Source organism: Devosia sp. Z11_6 (assembly GCF_058133665.1).
Genome location: NZ_JBYUNQ010000006.1, coordinates 167,350 through 189,716 on the forward strand (window position 1 = coordinate 167,350; position 22,367 = coordinate 189,716).

At 63.3% G+C, this 22,367-nt stretch carries 21 protein-coding genes and 1 tRNA gene; 14 read left to right on the forward strand and 8 right to left on the reverse strand.

Annotated elements, in window-relative coordinates:
- Position 1: 1 nt before the first annotated feature.
- Both AC3YMN_RS16560 and AC3YMN_RS16565 read right to left on the reverse strand, forming a co-directional pair.
- Positions 2 to 1,072 (reverse strand): LptF/LptG family permease, encoded by a 1,071-nt coding sequence (locus tag AC3YMN_RS16560; protein ID WP_489890848.1) that lies wholly within the window; start codon positions 1,070 to 1,072, stop codon positions 2 to 4.
- Positions 1,069 to 2,130, reverse strand: coding sequence for an LptF/LptG family permease (locus AC3YMN_RS16565; RefSeq protein ID WP_172125343.1), 1,062 nt, complete (start codon positions 2,128 to 2,130; stop codon positions 1,069 to 1,071). Before AC3YMN_RS16565 ends, AC3YMN_RS16560 begins: the two co-directional genes overlap by 4 nt.
- A gap of 208 nt (positions 2,131 to 2,338) precedes the next feature.
- On the opposite strand from AC3YMN_RS16565, the gene AC3YMN_RS16570 reads away from it, so the two are divergent.
- The 3 genes from AC3YMN_RS16570 to AC3YMN_RS16580 are packed head-to-tail and all read left to right on the forward strand — an operon-like array spanning position 2,339 to position 4,894.
- Positions 2,339 to 3,814, forward strand: a complete 1,476-nt coding sequence (locus AC3YMN_RS16570; RefSeq protein ID WP_489890849.1) for a leucyl aminopeptidase — start codon at positions 2,339 to 2,341, stop codon at positions 3,812 to 3,814.
- A 19-nt stretch (positions 3,815 to 3,833) separates the two neighbouring features.
- Positions 3,834 to 4,280, forward strand: coding sequence for a DNA polymerase III subunit chi (locus tag AC3YMN_RS16575; RefSeq protein ID WP_489890850.1), 447 nt, complete (start codon positions 3,834 to 3,836; stop codon positions 4,278 to 4,280).
- A 53-nt stretch (positions 4,281 to 4,333) separates the two neighbouring features.
- The gene (locus AC3YMN_RS16580; protein ID WP_127755319.1) at positions 4,334 to 4,894 is read left to right on the forward strand and encodes a YitT family protein; all 561 of its coding nucleotides are present in this window, start codon (positions 4,334 to 4,336) and stop codon (positions 4,892 to 4,894) included.
- Here the strand turns inward: AC3YMN_RS16580 and AC3YMN_RS16585 are convergent, their stop codons facing one another.
- The 3 genes from AC3YMN_RS16585 to AC3YMN_RS16595 all read right to left on the reverse strand — a co-directional run bounded on the left by AC3YMN_RS16585 (position 4,895) and on the right by AC3YMN_RS16595 (position 8,088).
- Positions 4,895 to 5,719, reverse strand: coding sequence for a DUF4344 domain-containing metallopeptidase (locus AC3YMN_RS16585; RefSeq protein ID WP_489890851.1), 825 nt, complete (start codon positions 5,717 to 5,719; stop codon positions 4,895 to 4,897).
- Positions 5,720 to 5,797: 78 nt separating this feature from the next.
- Positions 5,798 to 6,229 (reverse strand): cupin domain-containing protein, encoded by a 432-nt coding sequence (locus AC3YMN_RS16590; RefSeq protein WP_489890852.1) that lies wholly within the window; start codon positions 6,227 to 6,229, stop codon positions 5,798 to 5,800.
- The gene (locus tag AC3YMN_RS16595) at positions 6,226 to 8,088 is read right to left on the reverse strand and encodes an ABC-F family ATP-binding cassette domain-containing protein (RefSeq protein WP_489890853.1); all 1,863 of its coding nucleotides are present in this window, start codon (positions 8,086 to 8,088) and stop codon (positions 6,226 to 6,228) included. The genes AC3YMN_RS16590 and AC3YMN_RS16595 overlap by 4 nt, the downstream gene beginning before the upstream one ends.
- Before the next feature lie 220 nt (positions 8,089 to 8,308).
- On the opposite strand from AC3YMN_RS16595, the gene AC3YMN_RS16600 reads away from it, so the two are divergent.
- From AC3YMN_RS16600 to AC3YMN_RS16610, 3 genes are all read left to right on the forward strand, one after another.
- Positions 8,309 to 8,683, forward strand: coding sequence for a hypothetical protein (locus tag AC3YMN_RS16600; RefSeq protein WP_127754318.1), 375 nt, complete (start codon positions 8,309 to 8,311; stop codon positions 8,681 to 8,683).
- A 119-nt stretch (positions 8,684 to 8,802) separates the two neighbouring features.
- Complete coding sequence (gene ndk, locus AC3YMN_RS16605) at positions 8,803 to 9,225, forward strand: nucleoside-diphosphate kinase (protein ID WP_489890854.1); 423 nt, start codon at positions 8,803 to 8,805, stop codon at positions 9,223 to 9,225.
- A gap of 253 nt (positions 9,226 to 9,478) precedes the next feature.
- Positions 9,479 to 11,437 carry a DEAD/DEAH box helicase gene (locus AC3YMN_RS16610; RefSeq protein WP_489890855.1) on the forward strand — a complete coding sequence of 653 codons (1,959 nt, stop codon included), beginning with the start codon at positions 9,479 to 9,481 and terminating at the stop codon, positions 11,435 to 11,437.
- A gap of 34 nt (positions 11,438 to 11,471) precedes the next feature.
- Here AC3YMN_RS16610 and AC3YMN_RS16615 read toward each other — a convergent pair whose 3' ends face one another.
- Entirely contained in the window at positions 11,472 to 12,068 is a 597-nt protein-coding gene (locus tag AC3YMN_RS16615) for a MarR family winged helix-turn-helix transcriptional regulator (protein WP_489890856.1), read from the reverse strand.
- Positions 12,069 to 12,201: 133 nt separating this feature from the next.
- Between AC3YMN_RS16615 and AC3YMN_RS16620 the strand changes: the two genes are divergently transcribed.
- The 4 genes from AC3YMN_RS16620 to AC3YMN_RS16635 all read left to right on the forward strand — a co-directional run bounded on the left by AC3YMN_RS16620 (position 12,202) and on the right by AC3YMN_RS16635 (position 17,192).
- A complete protein-coding gene (locus AC3YMN_RS16620; protein ID WP_489890857.1) occupies positions 12,202 to 13,809 on the forward strand; it encodes an MDR family MFS transporter in 1,608 nt (535 codons plus the stop codon).
- A 77-nt stretch (positions 13,810 to 13,886) separates the two neighbouring features.
- The gene (gene sugE, locus AC3YMN_RS16625; protein WP_489890858.1) at positions 13,887 to 14,201 is read left to right on the forward strand and encodes a quaternary ammonium compound efflux SMR transporter SugE; all 315 of its coding nucleotides are present in this window, start codon (positions 13,887 to 13,889) and stop codon (positions 14,199 to 14,201) included.
- 188 nt (positions 14,202 to 14,389) lie between these two features.
- On the forward strand, positions 14,390 to 15,016 hold the full coding sequence (locus tag AC3YMN_RS16630) for a hypothetical protein (protein WP_489890859.1): 627 nt from the start codon (positions 14,390 to 14,392) through the stop codon (positions 15,014 to 15,016).
- A 76-nt stretch (positions 15,017 to 15,092) separates the two neighbouring features.
- Entirely contained in the window at positions 15,093 to 17,192 is a 2,100-nt protein-coding gene (locus tag AC3YMN_RS16635) for a molybdopterin-containing oxidoreductase family protein (RefSeq protein ID WP_489890860.1), read from the forward strand.
- Here the strand turns inward: AC3YMN_RS16635 and AC3YMN_RS16640 are convergent.
- Positions 17,183 to 17,947, reverse strand: a complete 765-nt coding sequence (locus AC3YMN_RS16640) for a sulfite exporter TauE/SafE family protein (RefSeq protein WP_489890861.1) — start codon at positions 17,945 to 17,947, stop codon at positions 17,183 to 17,185. The two genes, AC3YMN_RS16635 and AC3YMN_RS16640, sit on opposite strands and share 10 nt — an antisense overlap.
- A gap of 289 nt (positions 17,948 to 18,236) precedes the next feature.
- On the opposite strand from AC3YMN_RS16640, the gene AC3YMN_RS16645 reads away from it, so the two are divergent.
- Both AC3YMN_RS16645 and AC3YMN_RS16650 read left to right on the forward strand, forming a co-directional pair.
- The gene (locus AC3YMN_RS16645; RefSeq protein WP_489890862.1) at positions 18,237 to 18,677 is read left to right on the forward strand and encodes a glyoxalase superfamily protein; all 441 of its coding nucleotides are present in this window, start codon (positions 18,237 to 18,239) and stop codon (positions 18,675 to 18,677) included.
- Positions 18,678 to 18,765: 88 nt separating this feature from the next.
- A complete protein-coding gene (locus AC3YMN_RS16650; protein WP_489890863.1) occupies positions 18,766 to 19,470 on the forward strand; it encodes a glutathione S-transferase N-terminal domain-containing protein in 705 nt (234 codons plus the stop codon).
- A 6-nt stretch (positions 19,471 to 19,476) separates the two neighbouring features.
- Here AC3YMN_RS16650 and AC3YMN_RS16655 read toward each other — a convergent pair whose 3' ends face one another.
- A complete protein-coding gene (locus AC3YMN_RS16655) occupies positions 19,477 to 20,007 on the reverse strand; it encodes a DUF2147 domain-containing protein (RefSeq protein ID WP_489890864.1) in 531 nt (176 codons plus the stop codon).
- Between the two features lie 205 nt (positions 20,008 to 20,212).
- Between AC3YMN_RS16655 and AC3YMN_RS16660 the strand changes: the two genes are divergently transcribed.
- Positions 20,213 to 20,305 (forward strand) — tRNA-Ser (locus tag AC3YMN_RS16660).
- Positions 20,306 to 20,430: 125 nt separating this feature from the next.
- Positions 20,431 to 22,230 (forward strand): DUF6538 domain-containing protein, encoded by a 1,800-nt coding sequence (locus AC3YMN_RS16665; RefSeq protein WP_489890865.1) that lies wholly within the window; start codon positions 20,431 to 20,433, stop codon positions 22,228 to 22,230.
- Positions 22,231 to 22,367 lie beyond the last annotated feature (137 nt).

Here is a 22,367-nt window from a genome sequence, read left to right on the forward strand (position 1 = left end):
CTCACGCGCGCCCGTCTTCCTTATACAGCAGCACCGTTACACCAATAACGATCGCCACCAATGCCGGTCCAACTGCCGCAAACGTGGGGTCGAGAACGCCGGTCGACCCTGCGCGGTCAGCCATCTCGGTAATCACGAACACAACGAACCCAAGAACGATCCCCGAAAGAACCGCGGGGCCATAGTTAGCCGACCTTCGATAACCCGCAGTAAATGCAAATGCAATGAACAGCGATCCGGTAAGCACAAGCGGCAAGGAGAGCAGCTTGATCAGCCGCATTGTCGCTGCCGCCCGGATGCCCTCATCGGCAATCCCCGCGCTCACAAGGCGCGACAGCTCGAAAAAGGTCATGTCTTCGGTGGAGGCCAGCTTGAGGCTGATTTCAGCCGGGCTCGATGTGGTAGGCAGGGCGAAGTCGCGTACCAACCGTGCCGGGGCATCGGCCGTGCGCACGGTCGCTTCCGGCATCAGCCACTGTCCGTCGCGCAGCTGCGCTTCGGGTGCCTCGATGCGCGGGGGCATTTCGCCTCCGAGGGCATAGACCGTCACATCCCCCAGCACCGAGCCGCCCGGCTGCATGGCACGGGCGAGCAGCACATAGCGGAACTCCCCGCTGCGCTGCTCGAGCCAGATATCGTCCCCATCGGTGAGCATGGAGGATTTGCCCGGGGAGGTTGGATAAAGCTGACGGTTGATCTGGGTGCTCATCGTTTCGGCGCCCAGGGCAATGACAAAGCTCACCAAGATCAGCGCCACGGTGGGGGCGCGCACGATGCGCCAGATGGAGATACCGCTGGCGGCAATCACGGTCAGCTCATGGCGCGCCTTGAGATCGAGGAAGCCCAGGATTGCGCCCAGCAGCACGGTCACGGGCAGGGTCTTGATGGTCCAGCGCACCGCGCTCATCGCCACCATCAGGATGGCCAGCGGCACGCCCTGGCTTTCGGCCACATAGTTGAAGCGCCAGGTGTCGAGCGATTCCACCAGGGCGATCAGCCCGTAAAACACAAAAACTATGGTGGCGATGCGCCCGCCCAGCCGGGTGAGCACGAGGAGGTCGATCCGGCTCATGCGGGCACCACCTTGCCCGGCGCCCGGGGCCGCGCGCGCATCAGGATGATCAGGAGGGCGGCGACAATGAGCACGATCCCTCCGGTGGCCGGACCCCATGGGCTATAGGAGCTCACGCCCCGCTCGGCAAAAGCCAGCAGCATCACCAAGGCTTCCATGGGCACGGTGAACCTGCTGCGCCTGCCATTGGGAAAGCCAAGCACCGCGACCATCAGCAGACAAATGCCCAGAACGCTGAGCGCGGGTGCTTGCCGCTCCAGCAGGTCGGCGCGCAGCTCGGGCGTCCATTGCCCGCTCTGCAGTGCTTCATTGACTGCGGAAAGGCTGTCCTGCTCGCGGAAGCGGAAATTGTCCTCGGGGGTTTGCGTTAGCCGCTCGACGCTGAGGTCATAGCGGGCAAACGAGATCTGCGAGAACTGCCCCGTACTTTCGGTATATTGCAGCGAGCCATCGCGCAGCTCGAGCATGTAATTGTCGCCGTCCCGTGCCACCCGGGCCGAACTGGCGATATAGGTGCGCTCGGTGCGCGGATCGCGCCGGTCATCGGCAAAGAAATCGGTGATTTCCCCATTGCCCGAGCGGCCACCGATCAACAGCACAACGCCAGGCGTTACCTGGGTGAAGCGCTTGGGCTTGAGGGTGGAGCTGACGAGGTCCGCCGCGATACTGGTTTGCAGCAGGTTGACCCGCCGATTGGCCATTGGCTCGACAAAATTGCTCAGCAGCAGCACGAAGATCATCCCGCCCGCTGCCACGATGGCGGCCGCCCGCCACAGCGATCCCAGTCCATGGCTGGTGTGGATGATATGGAGTTCGCGATTGTTCTGCAGTGCCTGCAGGGCCCGGGCAACGCCGATGCCGATGCACACATAAGCAAAGGTCAAGGCTAGCGGCGGCATGGTGAGCAGCGCCTGCAGCGCCAGCGTCAGCAGATCTTGTCCCTTGACCGCCACCACGTCAAAGGATCGCAGGCAGTTGACCAGCCAAAGCAGCACGCACACCACACCAAACAGGATTACGGCATCGCGCACGAACAGGCCGGCCACATATCTCGTCAATCGCTTCATGGGCTGGCAGAAACTCGCACTACTCTTGGACTGTCGGAACGACCTTGAGACCTTTCCCTGCCCGGTTCAAGCGCGGGCCCGGCCGCAGGGGCCCTTTGCCGCGCCGCTGTTGCGGGATTGACGCGGGCCGAAAACCCCGTGAAAGTCCCCCTCAACCTTTGCGCATACTGCGAGCCTATTTCGCCAACAAGGCCATTCCATGCCCCAACAGTTTGATCTCCACACCGCAGCGCTGGCTGGCGCTGCTGCGCCTCTCGTCATCGTTTACGCCCATGAAGGGCAAGCCCCCGCCGGCGCTGCCGCTGGTTTGTGGGCGCAGACGGGGCTGGACTGGAGCCAGGTGAGCAAGGCTGCCGCCTTCGCCGGCAAGCAGGGGCAGGGACTCGATGTGGTGACAGCTGCGGGGCGCCTCCTCGTGCTGGGCGCGGGCAATGGAACGAGCGAAATCCCGCTCAATGCCTGGACCGACCGAGGCGGCTCGCTGATGGCCAAGATCCTGGCCAGCCGCGTGCCCACCGTTGCAGTCGTCGTCGATGAGGCCGGCGCTACCCCCGCCGCCATCGCCGAACTCGCGGCCGGGCTACGGCTGCGCCAATACAAGTTCGATAAATACAAGGCGGTACGCGAGGATGCACCGGCCGATCTTGCCGTCACCCTCCATGTGGCCGATCCTGCGGCGGCAGACATCGCCATTGCCGATCGTGGCGCGGTGGTTGACGGCACGCTCCTGGCGCGCGAGCTCGTCAACGAGCCGGCCAATGTGCTGGGCCCCGTCGAGTTTGCCGACCGTGTTTCCGAACTGAGTGAATACGGCATCAATGTCGAGATCCTCTTGCCCGAGGATATGAAGCGGCTGGGCATGGAATCGCTGCTCTGCGTGGCCCAAGGCTCGGCCCGCCCGGCGCGTCTCGCCATCATGCAGTGGCGTGGCGGCGATGTAGACGCCGCCCCACTCGCCTTTGTGGGCAAGGGCGTGGTGTTCGACAGCGGCGGCATTTCCATCAAGCCCGCTGCCAGCATGGAAGACATGAAGGGCGATATGGGCGGCGCTGCGGCCGTTACCGGATTGATGCTGGCGCTCGCCAAGCGCAAGGCGCCGGTGAATGCCGTGGGCGTGATTGGCCTCGTCGAAAACATGCCATCGGCGACCGCGGTGCGCCCGGGCGATATCGTCAAGGCGATATCGGGTACGACGATCGAAGTGGTCAACACCGATGCCGAAGGCCGGCTCGTGCTGGCCGATGTGCTCTGGTACACCCAGCAGCGCTTCAAGCCGCGCTTCATGATCAATCTGGCGACCCTCACCGGCGCGATCATCGTCGCGCTGGGCCATGATCATGCCGGCCTCTTTTCCAACAATGACGAGCTCTCGATCCAGCTGCTCAATGCCGGCCTTGCCGCCAATGAGAAGCTGTGGCGCCTGCCGCTGTCGCCGGCTTATGAAAAGCTCATTGAATCGCGCTTCGCCGATATCAAGAACACCGGCGGTCGTCCGGCCGGCTCGATCACGGCGGCCCATTTCCTGCAGCATTTCGTCAATGATGTCCCCTGGGCCCATCTCGATATCGCCGGCATGGCCTTTGGCGCCGGCAACAGCGAGATCAACGCCTCCTGGGCGCCGGGCTTTGGCGTGGCGCTGCTGGACCGGCTGGTCCGCGACTTCTACGAGAACTGAGCCGCGCATCGGAGCTGGCATGGCCGAAGTTCTGTTTTACCATCTGGAGCAGCGCCCGCTGGAAGCGGTGCTGCCCCAATTGCTGGAAAAAACCCTCGAACGCGGCTGGCGGGCGGTGGTGGAAATCGGCAGCCCCGAGCGCGCCGAAGCGCTCGAGGCGCATCTGTGGACCTATCGCGACGACAGTTTCCTGCCTCATGGTCTGGCTGGCGAAGACACCGATCCGCTCCAGCCAGTGCTCCTGACCACGACGGGCGACAACCCCAACGGGGCGGCAGTGCGCTTTTTCGTTGAGCGCGCGGTGCCTCAATCGGCCGAGGGCTATCAGCGGCTCGTTTATCTATTCTCCGGGCACGATCCCGATGCCGTCGCCGAAGCGCGCCTCGCCTGGCGGGCGCTGACGCCGGGCAATACCGTCACCTACTGGCAGCAAAACCAGGACGGACGCTGGAGCAAACGCGCTTGACCCCCGACCTTGCCGCCCCCAGCCGCCACAGCCTTGCCGAAGATATCTTCGCCATGCTGATCGGCACCATGCTGGTGGGGCTGGGCATCGTATTTTACGCCGAGGCGACCCTCATCACCGGCAGCACGGCGGGCCTCGCGCTCCTCTTGCAATACGGCACGGGCCTGAGCTTTGGCCTGCTGTTCTTCGTCATTAACCTGCCATTCTACGTGCTGGCGGTGCTGCGCATGGGCTGGCCCTTTGCGCTCAAGACCTTTTGCTGCGTTTTGCTGGTGTCGTTCTTCTCTTCCGCCATCCCCACCTGGCTCGATATCGGGCGCATCGAGCCGCTATACGCCGCGCTCATGGGTGGCGGGATGATGGGGCTGGGGATTTTGTCGCTGTTCCGGCACAAGGCGAGCGTGGGCGGCATCAATATCCTCGCGCTCTATCTGCAGGAAAATTTCGGCATTCGCGCCGGCTATGTGCAGCTGGGGATCGACGCGGTGATCCTGCTCGCCGCGTTCTTCATCCTGCCGCTCGACCGGGTGCTGTATTCGCTGCTGGGCGCGCTGGTGCTCAATCTCATCATTGCCACCAATCATCGCGCCGGCCGCTATGTCGGCTTTAGCTGACTAGAGCGCAGGGACGGCCTTGCCGGGCTTTTGGCTGGTGTAAAGCTGCATATAGTCCTGCATCATCTCGTAGCAAAAGATGATCTCGCGCGTTTGCGGATCATAAAAGGCGTTGGCTTCGCCACAACGCTTGGCATTGAGCTGCACCGGCTTGTGCAGGCTGTAATGCCCGCGCAATTCATCCGCCACCTGCTCGAACACGCCGCTGGCCTTGAAGGCATCCGCCGCCCCTTTGAGCCGTCCGCTCACGCTCTGGTAGGACACCTCGACCCGGGTCTTGCTTTTCTTGCGGTCCCGCCCCGCCAGGAGCTTCGCCAAACTGCGGTTCACCAGCCGGTAGTCATCCGGACAGGTGCCTTGCCGCCCCTCGTCGATGGCATAGGCATTGGCGATGGGGGCAAAAGCGCGCGCGTCGCTGCCCACCATCAGACACACGATCCCGAACGCGCGCTGCCGATCCAGGCTGTGATTGTCGTAGTAATCGGTGTCATCAAGCTCGGCGCCATAGACCAGCCCCGACAGCAACCAGCCGCGCGCCGCATCGGCCAGCACGGCTTCGGCATGGGGCGTGCCCTGGTTGAGCAGCGTCCAGGTCGCCATGTTGTCGGCCGCGTCTTCCTCGCGCCCCAGTACCGGCAGGCCCAGCTGATGCACCAGCAGATGCGCCATCTCGTGATACAGCACGAACAGGCTGTTGTTGGCGGCAAACTCGATCACCCGCGTCCGCCGCTCGGCCTCGCTCAGGGGCTGCGCCTGCGCACTCCCGGTCGCCAAGGCCAGCAGCAACAAGACGGCGGCGGCAAGGCCCGGGCCCAAGAAGCGCATATCCGTCTTTCCGGTGAGTGATCCCACCTCAGCAATAGCGGGGGAGGGCCTTGTGTCAACGCCGGCCGGGCGGCAGGCTTAACGCTCCGTAGGGCTCCAGCCGGGCGCCGCGAGCTCGAACCGGGCGAACTCAAAGCCCGGCGCCACCGTGCAGCCCACCAGCGTCCACTCCCCGCTGCTGCTCGCCGCCTGCCAAGCCCCGGGCGGCACCACGGCCTGCGGCCGCTCGCCGGCAAAGAGGTCGCCCCCTAGGGTCAGCGCCCAGGCGCCGGTGTCGTCGGCAATCTCGAGCGTCAGGGGCGCGCCGGCATACCAGTGCCAGACTTCGGCGGCATCGACCCGGTGCCAGTGCGAGCGCTGCCCGCCCTCGAGCAGGAAATAGATCGCCGTGGAATGCGCGCGGCCGCCGGGCGCTGCCGCATCGGCGAAGCTTTGCACATACCAGCCACCCTCGGGGTGCCGCTCCAGCCCTAGGAGGGCAATCACCTCGGCGGCAGTGCGGCCGATCATGCCCCCTCCATGCTTTCGAGGTCAGCGCTCAGCGTCAGCCAGTTTTCCTCGGCCTCCTCGAGCTGCGCGTTCAAGCGCGCCTTGTCCTTGCCCAGGGTCACCACCTTGTCGGCGGGGCCGTTATAAACCTTGGGGTCCTCGAGCTGGGCGTCGATCTTGCCGATCTCGCTCTTGAGCCGGCTGATCTTGGCTTCCACGTCCTTGATCGAGGCCTTGATCGGCGCGATCTCGGCGCGACGGGCCGCGGCCTGCGCCTTGGCGGCCTTGCGGTCTTCCTTGGTGCCGCCCCGGCTTTCCTTGGCCCCGGTGATGGAGCGCTGATAGCTGTCGAGATCCTCGTCGAGCTGCTTGATCGTGCCGCCTTCGGCGATCCAGAGCGTGTCGCAGGTGGCTTCCACCAGATGGCGGTCGTGCGAAATGATCAGCACGGCCCCTTCATATTCGTTGAGCGCATGCACCAGCGCATCGCGGCTGTCGATATCGAGGTGGTTGGTGGGCTCGTCAAGGATCATCATCCCCGGCCCTCCAAAGGTGATGAGGCCCATGAGCAAACGCGCGCGCTCGCCACCCGAGAGGTTCTTGGCTGGCGTATCCATGCGCGATTTGGTCAAGCCCATCTGGCTCAGCCGCGAGCGGCGCCGGGCTTCGCTATCGGTGGGCATCAGCTCGATCACATGCTCGAACGGGGTCCATTCGGGCTTGAGCTTGTCCATCTGGTGCTGGGCGAAATGGGCGATCTCGAGCTTCTTGCCCTTGTTGAACGAGCCGCCCATCACCGGAATATCGCCGGCCAGCAGCTTGGCGAAGGTGGACTTGCCATTGCCGTTGACGCCCACCAGCGCGATGCGGTCCTCGGGATCGATGCGCATATTGATGTTGCGCAAAATCGTCTTGTTGCCATAGCCCGCCGAAACGCCATCCAGCGTGATCATGGGGGTGGGGGGCTCGATCTTGGGCTGCTGGAAGGTGAAGGGCGCCGCATATTCATCGAACATCGCGGCGGGCGGCCGCAGCTTTTCGATCATCTTGACGCGCGCCTGGGCTTGCTTGGCCTTGGTCGCCTTGGCCTTGAAGCGATCCACGAATTTTTGCATATGCGCGATCTGGTCGAGCGTCTTGTCGCGGCTCTTGTTGTTGAGCTCCATCTGCATGCGGCGCGTATTCTCAAAGGTGTCGTAATTGCCTTTGTAGAAGGTCAGCTTCTTGTGCTCGAGATGGATGATCGAGCTCACCGACTTGTTGAGCAGGTCGCGATCATGGCTGATCATGAAGACGGTATAGGGATAGGTGGCGAGATACTTCTCCAGCCACAGCGTGCCCTCGAGATCGAGATAGTTGGTGGGCTCGTCGAGCAGCAGCAGGTCGGGCTGGCTGAACAACACGCCCGCCAGCGCCACACGCATGCGCCAGCCGCCCGACAGCTCGCGCGTCGGCGCGTTCTGCCGGTCCTGCTCAAAGCCCAGACCCTTGAGAATGGAAGAAGCGCGTGCTTCGGCGGTGTGGGCATCGATATCGGCCAGGCGAATATAAATCTCGCCGATCCGGTCGGGATCATCAGCGGTTTCCGCTTCCGCCATCAGCGCGGTGCGCTCGGTATCCGCGGCCAGCACCACTTCGAGCACGCTTTCATCGCCCGCGGGTGCTTCCTGCGCAACCGCGCCGATCCGCGCCTTCTTGTTGAGCTCGATCGAGCCGGCATCGAGGTGGATATGGCCTTGGATCAGGTGAAACAGCGTGGTCTTGCCCGTGCCGTTCTTGCCCACAAAGCCGGTCTTGGAGCCGGTCGGCAGCACCACCGATGCGTCCTCGAACAGCTCGCGGCCCTGGATGCGGTAGGTGAGATTGTTGATGGTGAGCATGGCGCAAGCAATTTCTGAATCGAGAAGGCAGCACAAAGCGCTGCGGAACAAGGCGGGCGGGTCAAACGCCGCGGCAAACTGTCTTTGGAATGTTGGATAGAGTTAAGTGTCCGTTATGGCAACCGCCAGCCCTGCATGGCCGTGCCCCATTGTCGCGCATCCACCTGGTCGGCCCATGCGTTGGTGTCCTGACAAGCTTTTCACCCGAAAGGAACCCAGCATGAAGCACTTTGCCCTGAACCTTGCCGCCGGCCTCGTTCTGGCGACCACTGGAGCGGCTTTCGCCCAGGACGCTGCGTCCATCGACGATCTGGATGCCGACCGCATTGACCAGACCCAGATGGAGATCGAATTCGAGTATATGGGCAGCTCCTGCGATCAGGTGGGCATGGCCGAACTCAACGATGCCATCGATGGCGTGCTCGACATCACTTTCCCGGTCACTCGGACAGGGGATAATTGCACCGCCATGCAGACCGAGCAGGAAGTGGACCAGACCGTTCCCGTCGATGGCACCGTCAACACGGTCAACATCACCCTGATCGGCCCTGATGGGGCAACCCTTGCCACCGGAACCACCACCGTCGACGATTGATCCTTTTTGCCAATCCCCAGCGGCCGCGTTCCTTTGAGCGCGGCCGTCTTGTGTCGGACACAGAGTGCAGCTAAAAGCGCGCCACCTTCCAACAACAACAATCAAGGGATCAGCCCGCCATGGCGCTCGAACGCACCTTTTCCATCATCAAGCCCGATGCCGTCCGCCGCAACCTGATCGGCAAGATCATTGCCAAGTTCGAGGAAGCGGGCCTGCGTCCGATCGCCCTCAAGAAGATCCACATGACGCGCGAACAGGCCGAAGGCTTTTATGCCGTGCACAAGGATCGCCCCTTCTTTGGCGAACTGGTCGAGCAGATGATCGCGTCGCCCGTCGTGGTCCAGGTTCTGGAAGGCGAAGGCGCCATCCTCAAGAACCGTGAAGTGATGGGCGCGACCAATCCGGAAAATGCCGCTCCCGGCACCATCCGCAAGGAATTTGCCCTTTCGATCGGCGAAAACTCGGTACACGGTTCGGACGCTCCCGAAACCGCTGCCGAAGAAATCAAGTTCTTCTTCACCGAAGACGAGATCGTCGGCTAAGCCAAAAGCCTTGTGCGCAATGTCGTCCCGGCTGCTGGCCGGGGTGACAGGGCGCCGGTTTTGTGCTTAATGCGCTTAGACAGCCTTCGGGCCGCCCTCGGGGCGGCCTTTTGCTTTGCTGTGTGCTGTGCCTCCAACCACCACGGCGTTTGTTCCTGCCAATGCAGGAGCCTCCTTTACCCTATCCGCGACCAACGGCTCACTGCCGCGCGGGCCATGACGCCAATGATTGGCGGCGTCCAGAAAGCCAGAAATGTCCTTGCCTGAAACTATCCTTGCCCCGCTCGCCCGCGCCCTCGTGGCCAAGGGCTATGACACGCTGACCCCCGTCCAGTCGGCGATGGTCGAAGAGGAAACCGCGGGGCGCGACCTGCTGGTTTCCGCCCAGACCGGTTCGGGCAAGACCGTCGCCTTTGGCATGGCCATTGCGCCAACCCTCCTGGGCGATGAAGACCATTTTACCTCCGTTGGCGCGCCGCTGGCCCTGCTGATTGCCCCGACCCGCGAATTGGCCCTGCAGGTGCAGCGCGAGCTCGAATGGCTTTATGCCGAAACCGGCGCCAAGACCGCGTCTTGCGTTGGCGGCATGGATGCCCGCACCGAGCGCCGGGCGCTGGAGCGGGGCGCCCATATCGTTGTCGGCACGCCGGGGCGTCTGCGCGACCACATCACGCGTGGCGCTCTCGACATGTCGGCGCTGCGCGCCGTCGTGCTCGATGAAGCCGACGAGATGCTGGATCTGGGTTTCCGCGAAGATCTCGAGTTCATCCTCGATGCCGCGCCCGAAGAGCGCCGCACGCTCCTGTTCTCGGCCACAGTGCCCAAGCCCATCGCGCAGCTGGCCAAGACCTTCCAGCGCGATGCGCTGCGCATTTCGGCCACCTCGGCCACCGAGCAGCATGCCGATATCGACTACAAGCTGATGCTGGTGCCCGCCGCCGAGCGCGAAAACGCCATCATCAACACACTCCTCTACTTCGAGGCCGTTAACACCATCGTCTTTGCCTCCACCCGCGAAGGCGTCAAGCACCTGTCCGCGCGGCTGCATAATCGCGGCTTTGATGTCGTGACCCTTTCGGGCGAACTCTCGCAGGCCGAGCGGACCAATGCGCTGCAGGCCATGCGCGATGGCCGCGCCCATATCTGCGTCGCGACCGACGTCGCGGCCCGCGGCATCGATCTGCCCAATCTGGATCTGGTGATCCACGCCGATCTGCCCACCAATCCCGATACGCTCCTGCACCGTTCGGGCCGTACCGGCCGGGCCGGGCGCAAGGGCACCTGCGTCATCATTTCCCCGACGCATCGCCGTAATGTCGCCCAGCGCATCCTCAAGACCGCCAAGCTAGACGTTTCCATGATGGCGCCACCATCTGCCGAGGAAATCGAGGCGCGTTATCGCGAAAGCATCCTGTCCAACGAGATGCTGAGCGCTCCGGTAGCCGAGGAAGAAACCGCCTTTGTGGCCCAGCTCCTCGAGCGCCATGCTCCCGAAGCCATTGCTGCCGCTTATCTGCGCCAGCAGCTTGCGGCGCGGCCCGCACCCGAGGATGTCAGCGACATCCCCGTATTCGACAAGCCCGGTGACAAGGACCCACGCACGCGCGAAAAGTTCGAGGGCGGCACCTGGTTCAAGGTCACGGTCGGGCGCAAGCACAAGGCCGAGCCGCGCTGGCTGCTGCCCATGCTGTGCAAGGCCGGCAATGTCACCAAGACCGCCATTGGCTCGATCCGCATCTTTGACACTGAATCCATCTTTGAGGTCGCTGCGCAAAAGGCCGACGCCTTTGCCCGCAGCATCGAAAAGAATGGCTCGGGCGAACGCGGCGTCACCATTGCCCCGGTTGATGGTCCGGGCGAACGCCGCGCGGGTCCCCCGCCGTCGCAGCGCCGTCCCGCCGGTCCAATCGAGCGCTTTGACCCCGATGCGCCACGCCCCGGCCGCGCTGATCGCCAGGCTCGTTATGGCTCCTCCGAGTTGCAGCCCGACGATTTCGCTGCTGCCCCGACCGGCGCCTGGGACCCGGCGGGTGCTCCGGCTGCTCCTGCGGCCGACAAGCCCCGCGCCCCGCGTCCCAAGGCCCCTCCAGCCAAGGACAAGGGCAAGCCAAAATGGGCCGGCAAGAGCGATGCTCCCGCCGCCAGCCGGTCCGAAAAGCCAAAGCCGCCCAAGAGCAAGGACCACAAGCCCAAGCGCAAGCCGCAGGTTTGACCCTTTTGAACTGAACTGATTGCGCCCGGGCGGCCTACGCCCGGGGCAAGCCCGCCGCCAGCGCTTCGATTTCGCTGCGAAACTTCTCGGCCCCCAACTCGGTGTGTTCGGACCAGCGCCCAAAGCGCTGCAGGAGGGGCAGGAAGGTTTCGAGCTCCTCGCTCGACCAGCCGCTGAGGAAATCCCCCAAGATCAGGAACTTATAGGCGCGCACCGCGTCGAGCACGGCGCGGCCCGCATCGGTCAGCTCGATGATCGAGCGCCGCGCATCGGCTTGGCTCACCGCCCGCCTTGCATAGCCCTTGTCCACCATGTCGCCCACGATCCGGCTGGCGCGTGAGGGGTCGATCCCCAGCCGTTCGGCCACCGTTGCTACCATGGTTTCGCCCGCCGTCACCGCTCCGAACTCGTTAACCGGCGCATCGATGGCGACCAGCACATCGAGTTGAGCGAGATCGAGCCCGATCTTGAGATCGGCCAGGGCCCGGTGCCCCAGTTCGCGCTTGGCCACCCGCCGCCGCCAGTTCTGCAGCACCGCATCGATGCTCAGCGCCGCAGTGACAGTTTCGTGCGAGAGCCCTGCTTTCTGCAACAAAAGATCGACCTGATCATTGGGAGTCTCGGGGGCCAACTTACGCCTCATAACTGCATGTGTCGCAATTGCGTGCTGTTGACATGCATATGCTAGAAGCAGATATAACGTGGCCGGCGCCGCCTCGCAAGGGCGGTGCTCTGCCCGTTCAGAATCCGTTCAGGATGCGTTCATGTTTCCCACTTCTTCAGCCCCCGGCGAGCCGGAACCACAGTCGGTTCGCGTGATTATCGGCGCAGTGGCCGTTACGCTCCTGCTGGCTTCTTTGGGCCAAACCATTGTTTCCACAGCTCTTCCCACCATTGTGGGCGAGCTTGGCGGGCTTGATCACCTCACTTGGGTGGTAATCGCCTATCTCCTCTCCTCCACCGTCGTCGCCCCCATCTATGGCAAGCTCGGCGATCTATTCGGCCGCAAAATTGTCTTGCAGATAGCGATACTTATCTTCCTTGGCGGCGCCGCGCTCTCGGCCATGGCCTCCTCCATGACCTTCCTCATCATCGCCCGCGCCATCCAGGGATTGGGCGGCGGCGGCCTCATGGTCGTCGCCATGGCGGTGGTCGCCGACGTCATCCCGCCCCGCCAGCGCGGCAAGATCCAGGGCATTTTTGGCGCGGTTTTCGGGGTGTCCACCGTGCTCGGCCCGCTCTTGGGCGGCTTCATCGTCGAGCATCTGAGCTGGCGCTGGATCTTCCTCATCAACCTGCCGCTGGGCCTCCTCGCCCTTGGCGTGATCGCCGTGGCCCTGAAACCCCGCGCCGATCGCGTTTCGCATAAGATTGATTTTGCTGGCTTTATTCTGCTTAGCGCCGGTCTCTCGTCCTTTGTACTGGCAACAAGCCTGGGGGGTACGACCTTCCCCTGGTTCTCCGTCCAGATCATCGGGCTGCTCATTGCGGCGCTGGTGCTGCTCGTCACTTTCGTCTTCAACGAACAGCGCGCCGCCGAACCGGTGCTGCCGCTTAGCCTCTTCCGTAACAACACCTTTCTCGTCTCCAACAGCGTGTCGTTCCTTGTCGGGATGGCGATGTTCGGCTCCATCACCTTCCTGCCGCTGTTCCTCCAGACGGCCCGCGGCACCAGCCCCACTGCCTCCGCCATGCAGCTGGTACCGATGATGATTGGCCTGATCAGCGCCTCGACGCTCGCCGGTTTTTTCATGAGCCGAACCGGTCGCTACAAGATCCTGCCCATGATCTCGACCGCCCTCCTGACCTTGGGCCTGCTGCTGCTGGCCGGCATGAGCCTCGACACGCCCGACTGGCAGATCGCCGTTTTCATGCTCATCGTTGGCGTGGGCATCGGTCCCGTGAACAGCGTTGCCGTCACCGCAATCCAGAACGCCTCGCCCCAGCACCTGGTGGGCGTGGCGACCGCCGGCGCCACCCTGTTCCGCCAGATCGGGGGTTCAATCGGGGTTTCTGTGTTCGGGGCCATCTTTGCGAGCAATCTTGCGCGTGAGTTGGGTGACGCCTTGCCCGAAGGCGGCGGCACTTCAGCCTTCAATGCCCCGGCTGTGGCAGCACTGCCGCCCCAGGTGCGTCAGCAGGTGCTTGAGGGATTCGCCAGTGCACTCCATCCGGTGTTCTTTACGGCCGCGGGGGCTGCCTTGCTCGCTTTTGCGCTCAATTTCCTGCTTGAGGAGCTTCCGCTTGCGAGCACGCTGCGGCGAGAAGGGGAGGCAGAACTCAAGGCGGAAGGCGACGCAAGCAGTGCAGCGGTGGGTGCGCCATCTACACCGACCGACCAGGGGCTTCCCACCGGCGCGCGTGTGAACTAAATAGACGGCGTGAGGGACGACCCTCGCGCCTTTCCCATTTTCTGGCCGGGACGACCCGCCAAGCGCAGGAGTAATCCTTGGCCTGGTTTTATCTGTTTATCGCTGGTCTTTTGGAAGTCGGCTGGGCCGTTGGCCTTAAGTACTCGGAAGGCTTCACCCGCCTTGTCCCTACCACCCTCACCATCGCGGCCATGGTCGCGAGTGTTCTGCTCTTGGGCCTCGCGCTGCGTGATCTGCCAGTAGGTACGGGTTATGCTATCTGGACCGGAATCGGCACGGTTGGCACGGTGATCCTTGGCATGGTGCTGTTCGGTGACCCCGCCACTGCCGCGCGGCTGGGCTGCATCGGGCTCATCATCGCGGGCATCGCCGGTCTTAAGCTACTGACGTGACGCGCAATTCTGGGCTGTTCTCGCCTGCTTGGCGCGCGTAGCGGCCTTTCTCCATTGTGGTAAAAATATCTTTGTCGCGATGGAACCTTTTTGAATCGCGACTTTGTTAATGGTCTTGCGCGCGTGACTTGCTAGTCTCAAATTCGTTCGCCGCCGCTGTTTGGCGACGCAGATTTTGGAGAGCAATCGTGCCCTTGCGCTGGCAGGAAGTGGCTGTGCCGCTTGTCGTTATTATTTTCCTTCTGGTGCTCAAGCACGTTCCCGCTACCGCCGCCCTGCCGCTGGCCCGCGCCGCCGGCGTCGTGGCTTTCGGCTATGCTGCGTTCCTGGCCCTTCGCCTGTTGCAGGACGAGGAAGCGATCGAGGTCGATGGCTGGTCCGAGTTGCGCCCGGCCATGGTGGAATATTTTGCCTGCTATGGCGCGGCTGCCCTTTCGGTCGTTCTGATGTCGGCCGTGATCGTGATCGGCAGCACCAAGGCCGTTAACCCGACCCAGATGATCGCTGCCTTCTCGGCTTCGGTGCTGCTCGGGGCAGGGGCCTTTGGCATCGGCATTGGTGGGCTTTTCACCAAGCTGCGCTGGAACAATTCGCGCCTCGAGCATCGCTCGGCTTTCGGCTGGGAAACCACCATTGCCTGGTCAGATGTGCGCTCGGTGCAGCCCAATTGGCGCGGCATCACCATCGCCACCGCCGATCGGCAGAGCATCACCTTTTCTCAGTTTCATTCGGGTGCCGCGCAATTGGCCCGCCATGCCAGCAATCGCGCCCGCCGCAATAGCGAGACCGCAACCAAGGCCTTCGCCACCCTTTAAGCGGGCGAAGTGGGCAATGTCAGCGCTGGTCAGGCCCCATAGGCTCGGCTAGTTTGCCGTGAACGTCGAGCCAGCCATGAACCAGCCCTTTCTGCCGCGCATTGCCCGCACCGTCTGCCCCCATGATTGCCCATCGGCCTGCGCGCTCGACGTGGAATTGCTGGGCCCTGGCCGGATCGGCCGCGTGCGCGGCGCCCAGGACGACCCCTATACTGCCGGCGTGATCTGCGAAAAGGTCAGCCGCTATAGCGAGCGCGTCCACCACCCAGATCGCCTGACCCAGCCGCTGCGGCGGGTAGGACCCAAGGGCGGGGGCCAATGGGCGCCGATCAGCTGGGACGAGGCCCTCGACGAAATTGCCGCACGCTTCAGTGCCATCGAGGCCGAATGGGGCGCCGAAAGCATCTGGCCCTATTACTATGCCGGCACGATGGGCCATGTGCATCGCGACGGCATCGACCGCCTGCGCGCCGCCAAGGGCTATTCGCGCCAGTATGACACGATCTGCACGGGCACGGCTTGGCCCGGCTATATTGCCGGCACCGGCATGCTGGGTGGCGTCAATCCCGAACAGATGGCAGAAAGCGACTGCGTCGTGATCTGGGGTACCAATGCGGTGCATACCCAGGTCAATGTGATGACCCACGCCATGCGCGCCCGCAAGGAGCGGGGTGCCACTATTGTCGTGGTCGACATCTACCAAACCGCGACCATGGACAAGGCCGACCTGGGTCTCATGCTGCGGCCCGGCACCGATGGCGCGCTCGCCCTCGGCGTCATGCATGTGCTGCTACGCGATGGGCTCGCCGACCGGGCCTATATGGCTGAGTATACCGATTACAGCCCCGAATTCGAAGCGCATCTCTCCACCAAGACCCCGCACTGGGCCGCCGAGATCACTGGGCTGTCGGTCGACGAGATCGAGCGCTTCGCCCATCTCGTGGGGACGACCAAGCGGTCCTATTTCCGCCTGGGCTATGGTTTTACCCGCCAGCGCAATGGCGCCACCGCCATGCATGCCGCCCTTTGCATCCCGGCCATGACGGGCGCCTGGCAGCATCGCGGCGGTGGCGCCTTCCATTCCAATTCAGGCACCTGGCAGCTTGATAAGTCGCGACTGGTCGGCAGCCATCTGCAAAAGGGCGATCCGCGCTGGCTCGACATGAGCGAGATCGGGCCGATCCTCACGGGTGACGCAACCGCGCTCAAGGGCGGCGGACCGGTCAAGGCCATGATCGTGCAGAACACCAATCCGGCCTCGGTCGCGCCTAATCAGACCCTGGCCCGGGCGGGTCTCGCGCGCGAAGACCTGTTCCTCGTCGTGCATGAGCAGTTCATGACCGAAACGGCTGAGCTCGCCGATATCGTCCTGCCCGCGACCATGTTTCTCGAGCACAACGATTATTACACCCGCGGGGGGCATACCCGCGTGCTCTATGGGCCTGCGCTGGTCGAGCGGCCCGGCGAATGCCGGTCCAATCACGAGGTGATCAATGCCCTGGCGCTGCGCCTCGGGCTCGATGACTCCTCGTTCACCAGCACCGACCGCGAGGTCGTGGCCGAAACATTCCGCCGCTCAGGCTATGGCGAACTCGATGCCATCGAGCACCTCGGCTTTGTGGATCGCGAACGCCCGGATGCCGACGCGCGCTATGCCCAAGGCTTTGCCTGGCCCGACAAGCGCTTCCGCTTTGCACCGGACTGGCAGGCCGTAGCCGACAAGAAGGGTTATCTCTGGACCTGCGATCCCGCCGCAATGCCCCGCTTTGCCGACCATTGGGACATCACCGAGCGCACCGACAGCGAGCATCCGTTCCGGCTGGCCACCAGTCCGGCGCGCACCTTTCTTAATTCGACCTTCAACGAAACGCCGGGCAGCCAGCGCCGTGAAGGCCCGCCGTCGCTGTTCATCCATCCCGCTGACGCCGCTCCGCTCGGCATTGGCGAGGGTGATGCGGTTCTGGTCGGCAATCGCCGGGGCGAAGTGCATCTGGCCGCCCGCCTGCGCCTGGGCCTGCCCAGTGGCGTGGTGATCGCCGAAGGGCTGCATCCCAACAAGGCGCACCGCGAGGGCCGGGGCATCAATACCCTGACCGATGCACGGCCGGCGCCTCCCTTTGGCGGCGCCGCCTTCCACGATGCCGCCGTTTGGGTACGTCGCTCCGATCAGGCATAGGCGCCCCAGAAGAAGTAGGCGGTCATCGCCACTCCATAAAGGATGATCGCGAGGCGCAAGGCCGCCCTGGGAACACGATGGGCATTGCGGGCCGCCAGGTAGCCGCCAATGGTGACGCCCACCAGCGCAATCGAGCCGTGATACCAGTCGATCGAGCCGTTGAAGGCAAAGCGCAGCACGGCGACCAGCGCCACAACGGCCGAGATCCAGAGCTTGAGCCCATTCATGGCATGGATGTCGTCGAGCCCCGCCACGGCGAGGAATGCCAGCAGCAGGATGCCAAGCCCGGCATTGAAAAAGCCGCCATAAACGCACACGGCGCCAAGAAACGCCGTCAGCAGCACGCTGCCGACCAGCCGCATCCCGCGCCCGCTGCCGCCCCGCGCCGCCACCAGCGCATTGAGCTGGTTGCCAAAGGCAAACACCAGCACCGCAAACAGCATCAGCCACGGCACGACCAGCGCAAACTGCTCGTCGGACACCACCAGCAGCAGCTCGGCCCCGACATAGCCGAACACCAGTGCCACGACGGTATAGAACACCAGCTTGTTGCGATAGCGCGCCATGGCGTGGCGATAGCCAAAGGCGCCGCTCAGATAGCCGGGCAGGGCGGCATAGGTGTTGGAAGCATTGGCGATCACCGGCGGCACGCCGGCAAACAACAGCGCCGGAAACACGATAAACGAGCCTCCTCCCGCAAGCGAGTTCACTGCACCGCCGAGCAAACCGGCGATCAGCAGCAGCATTTCAGTCATGTCGAGGGGCTTTCTGGGCGCAAAGTGAAGCAGAGGAACTGCCTCAGCTAACCAATTGGGCGCGCGAAGGCCAAACCTATTGTTGCCACCAAGGCGCGAAAACCTAGCTCCGCTTGACTTTCCATGGGGAAGCGCGCATGCAGGCAATGGTTGCTGTCGCCTGCCGCTCGCCGGGTCCGCCCGATGGTGAAGACAGCCTTTGATATCCCCCATGTTGTCTCTCCCCAGCGAGGCGCTTCATGGCAAGGCGAGCCCCATGGAACTAAGCCTCACGGATGTGAGAAGCACCATGACTTATTCCCTTGATACCCCTTCGATCCAGACGCTCAAGGCCGAAGCACGAGAGTTGCGCACCAGCCGGCAGGCCGCGGGCGAGAGCTTAACCCACGGCGCGGCCCTGGAAGCGGTCGCCCGGACCCATGGCTTTCGCGATTGGAACACGGCCTGCGCCATGCTGCCCGAGCGGATTGCCAGCCCTCTTCAGGTGGGCCAGCGCGTGCGCGGCACCTATCTGGGGCAAAGCTTCACCGGGCTGGTGCTGGGCGTCAGGATCCGTGCCGACATGAGCCACTACGACATCACGGTGAAGTTCGACCAGCCGGTGGATGTGGTGAGCTCCGAACTGTTCTCGGCGTTCCGGCAGCGGGTCAATGCGACGATCGATATCCGGGGTGTGTCGCCGGCGCGGCTCGGCAATGGCGAGCCCCAGCTGCGCGTCCAACCACTCTGAAAGGAGGCGGCTCGCGCAGCTGCCTCGCCTTGCCATTCATCGGCAAATGCCGATAAACTACTGTACCCCAAATATAGCGGAACGCGCCATGACCACCCAGACCAAGCCGATCGAGCTTTATTCGCTGCCGACCCCCAACGGCCAGAAGGCCGCCATCATGCTGGAAGAACTGGGCGTCCCCTATACCTATCATCGCATCGATATCGGCAAGGGCGATCAGTTTAAGCCCGAGTTCCTGGCGATCTCGCCCAACAACAAGATCCCGGCCATCATCGATCCGGAAGGGCCAGGGGGTGAGCCGATCTCGATCTTTGAATCGGGCGCGATCCTCAAATATCTCGGCCTCAAATTCGGGCAGTTCTATCCCCAGGACATGCGCGCGCAGGTCAAGGTGGATGAATGGCTGTTCTGGCAGGTCGGCGGCTTTGGCCCGATGCTGGGGCAGAACCACCACTTCGCCCTTTATGCGCCCGAGCGCATCCCCTATGCCACCAAGCGCTATGTTGATGAGACGCACCGCCTTTATGGCGTGCTCAACGAGCAGCTCGAAGGTCAGGACTATATTGCCGGCGAGTATTCCATCGCTGATATCGCCTGCATCGGCTGGGCGCAGCTCTGGGAGCGGCAGGGCATGGACATCAACGAGTTCCCCAATGTCAAAGCCTGGATCGAGCGCTGCAATGCCCGGCCCGCGGTCAAGCGGGGCCTCGAAGTGGGCAAGGACCTGCCCAGTGCCGATCTCAGCAATGACAAGGCCGCCCAGGCCATGCTGTTCAACCAGCGGGCGCGCTAGGCTCGCTTACGGCACCGCCTCGGGAGGCGGTGCCCCCCCGGCCAACTCCTCGGAGGGAACGCGGACCCACTCCTCGCCGCGGCAGATAACGTTGAACAGCACGCAGCCATTGAGGCGCAGCGCGTCCGGCCCGGTGACCTGCACATAGCCCGAATAGGTGTTGCCGTCCTCGGGGTTATAGATGCTGCCGTCAAAAACGGCAGGCTTGTCGCTGGGTCGCAAGGTGAGGATCTGCAGCCCCAGCATCGGGCGGTTGCGCAGTTCTGGCTCCTTGTTGCGCGCATCCACGAAGTCCTCCGGCCCAATCGCCGCGGCCGCGCGCGTCTCTTCGGCGCTGAGCTTGCCCTCAGGCACCACGATCTTGCTCAATACGCCGCAATAACCCTCGGGGCATGGGGTGATGGTGATCTCCGATTCCAGCACCGTGCGCCAGGTGCCTTCCAGCATGGCCTGAGCCTGGGCCGCGCTGGCTGTCGCCCCAAGAAGGGCCGTGCCAACAAGGACGGTTGCTAACCTCGGTAAGACGCTGCCGCGCATCATGCCCCCTCCACTGCTGCCGCCAACAACAAATTGGCTGTATGGCAGGGCGAAGAAATAACCCGTATTTGCGGCTTCACCAAGTCATACCAGCGGCGATCTCAAGCGGCAGAGCACGCGGTGGCGCCGATGTTGTGGGAAGAACACGCCAGTTCGCCAGAAACCCCTTGCCAGCACCGCTCCCTCAAGCTAGACGAGCCCTGCCGGAGAGGTGGCCGAGTGGTCGAAGGCACGCCCCTGCTAAGGGCGCAGATGGTGATGAACTGTCTCGAGGGTTCGAATCCCTTCCTCTCCGCCAGTTTTCCGAAATTCACTGTCTTCAATGACTTAGACTCCCGGAGAATCTTCGGGATTCGTACACATGCATGATGCACGTGTCGTTCCGCCGTCTCCGGTCTCGCGTAGCTCGAGTCGGAGAAGACCATGGCGGCCAAATGCGCCTATGTGGAAAAGGTCGGGGCGGTTTATTATGTGCGCAAACGAATCCCGCGTGCCTGGAAAGGGCGCGTAGAGGGCGACGTTGTGCGCTATTCGCTACGAACCAAGGATCGGGCGCTGGCGCTCAAATGGGGTCTGGAGGCCTTGGGGGTGTTCGAAGAGCTATTGCGCATGGCGCCGGAGGACGCGCTCAAGCATCTGACGCGGCGGCTGGTAGATGAGCAATTGCTGCTGCCCGAGGCCATGACCGGAGCCGATCTGGCGCGCCGCCGTGCGCTTGGAAATGTGGGCGCCAAGATCATTCGAGAGGCCCGCAAGAACCTTGGGCTGGGCGAGCATCTGGATGCGCTCTACCGAGAGCTGGTATTTTTCAACCACGCCACCGTGCAAGGCGAGGCCGACTACGAGAGCCGGCCAGTCGAGGACAGGGACGCCCCCAAACCGAAGCCGCGGCAGTTCGACCTTTCGGGGTTTGACGCGGTTCTGGAGGCACTTGGCGCTCCCGCGAGCCAGCCGTCGCTCGCTTCGCAGCTTTCCCCTCCCACGGGGGATACGCCGCGCAAGACGCCCCCTGCTGCGCCGTTGGTCCAACCGGCCCGGATGGAGCCCGGCCCGGGTGGGGCATCGACGGTTCACACCCTGCGCGGTCTGATGCATGACTATTTTGGTCGCACCGGCAAGGAAACGGGGTCGGACAACCGCTCCAACATCGAGCGCGCGGTCAAGCTGTTCGAGGACCTGTGTCCGCAGGTAAAGACCCTGGCGGTGATGGACATACCCTTGCCGCTTTGGGATCAGCTGTACGAATTCGTCCAGGAAATCCCCCATATGCGTGGTCGGGCCAGTCCCGACAATCTCGTCGCTTTTACTCGCCGGAAGCAGGCGGAGGGCGCGGACTATCCCAAATTGTCGGCTACGACGCTCAATTCCAACTATCTGGGTGCGGTTACCCGTTTGGTCCGCCATGGCAACACCCGCCGTTTCTTTGCCTGGCAGGCGCCGCCTCTGGTGATCCCGGAAAAGAAGCGCGCTTCTAAGGGCAAGAGCCGGGTGCCGTTCTCGTCCGAGGAAATCACCGCCATCACCTCATGCCCGGTCTATCTGGGAAGTGCCAACCGGCGTCACCGGTATTCGCCGGGTACGAGCATTTTTGCTGACGATCATATCTACTGGTCGCCCCTGATATCGATGCATTCCGGTATGCGCGTGACCGAAATAGGGCTGCTGCGCTTTGAGCAATTGCAGCCCTGGTTCGGCCGTCCAACCCTGGTGCTGGAACTGGATGATCAGCAGGGTGAAGCGGGCGAGGAAGGGTACAAGACCGGAAATGCCATTCGGCGGCTCCCGATCCATCAGCAGTTGCTTGACCGTGGTCTCCTTGATTTCTGGGACCGTCAGCAGCGCCTAGGCTACGAGCGGCCATTCCCCGACTGGACGCAGCATGTCAAGGGTGGCAAGAACGGCCGACCCGAAGTGCATTTCGAAGCGGACTTTTTCAACGCGCATCGGCTCAGCTGGAACGTCCCACCCCATCGTGCGCGCAAGCTGACCTTCCATTCGTTCCGCGGCTTCTTCATCCAGGCCTGTCACAACGCCAAGATCAATCCTTACACTGTCTTGAAATGGGTTGGGCACGATGACGCCACGGAAGCCAAGACCTCCGATGTGCACCGGGGCTACCTCGACGAAGATCTCACCGCCGAGGAGGTCGGAGAAATCGACAAGGTCAAGGTTCCATTGGGGCCAGTGATGTCCTTCTCGGATTGGCTCAAGGCTCGGTCCTGATATCGTGTTCGTGTGATCCTTTGTCGAGCGCTTGGGCGACTAACAGCAGAGAGTATCAGTCGGCCCCGCGCGCAGCGTCGAACCAGGACGGATGGCGGCTTATTTCTACCGTCAGATCATCCAGGAATTAGGACCTC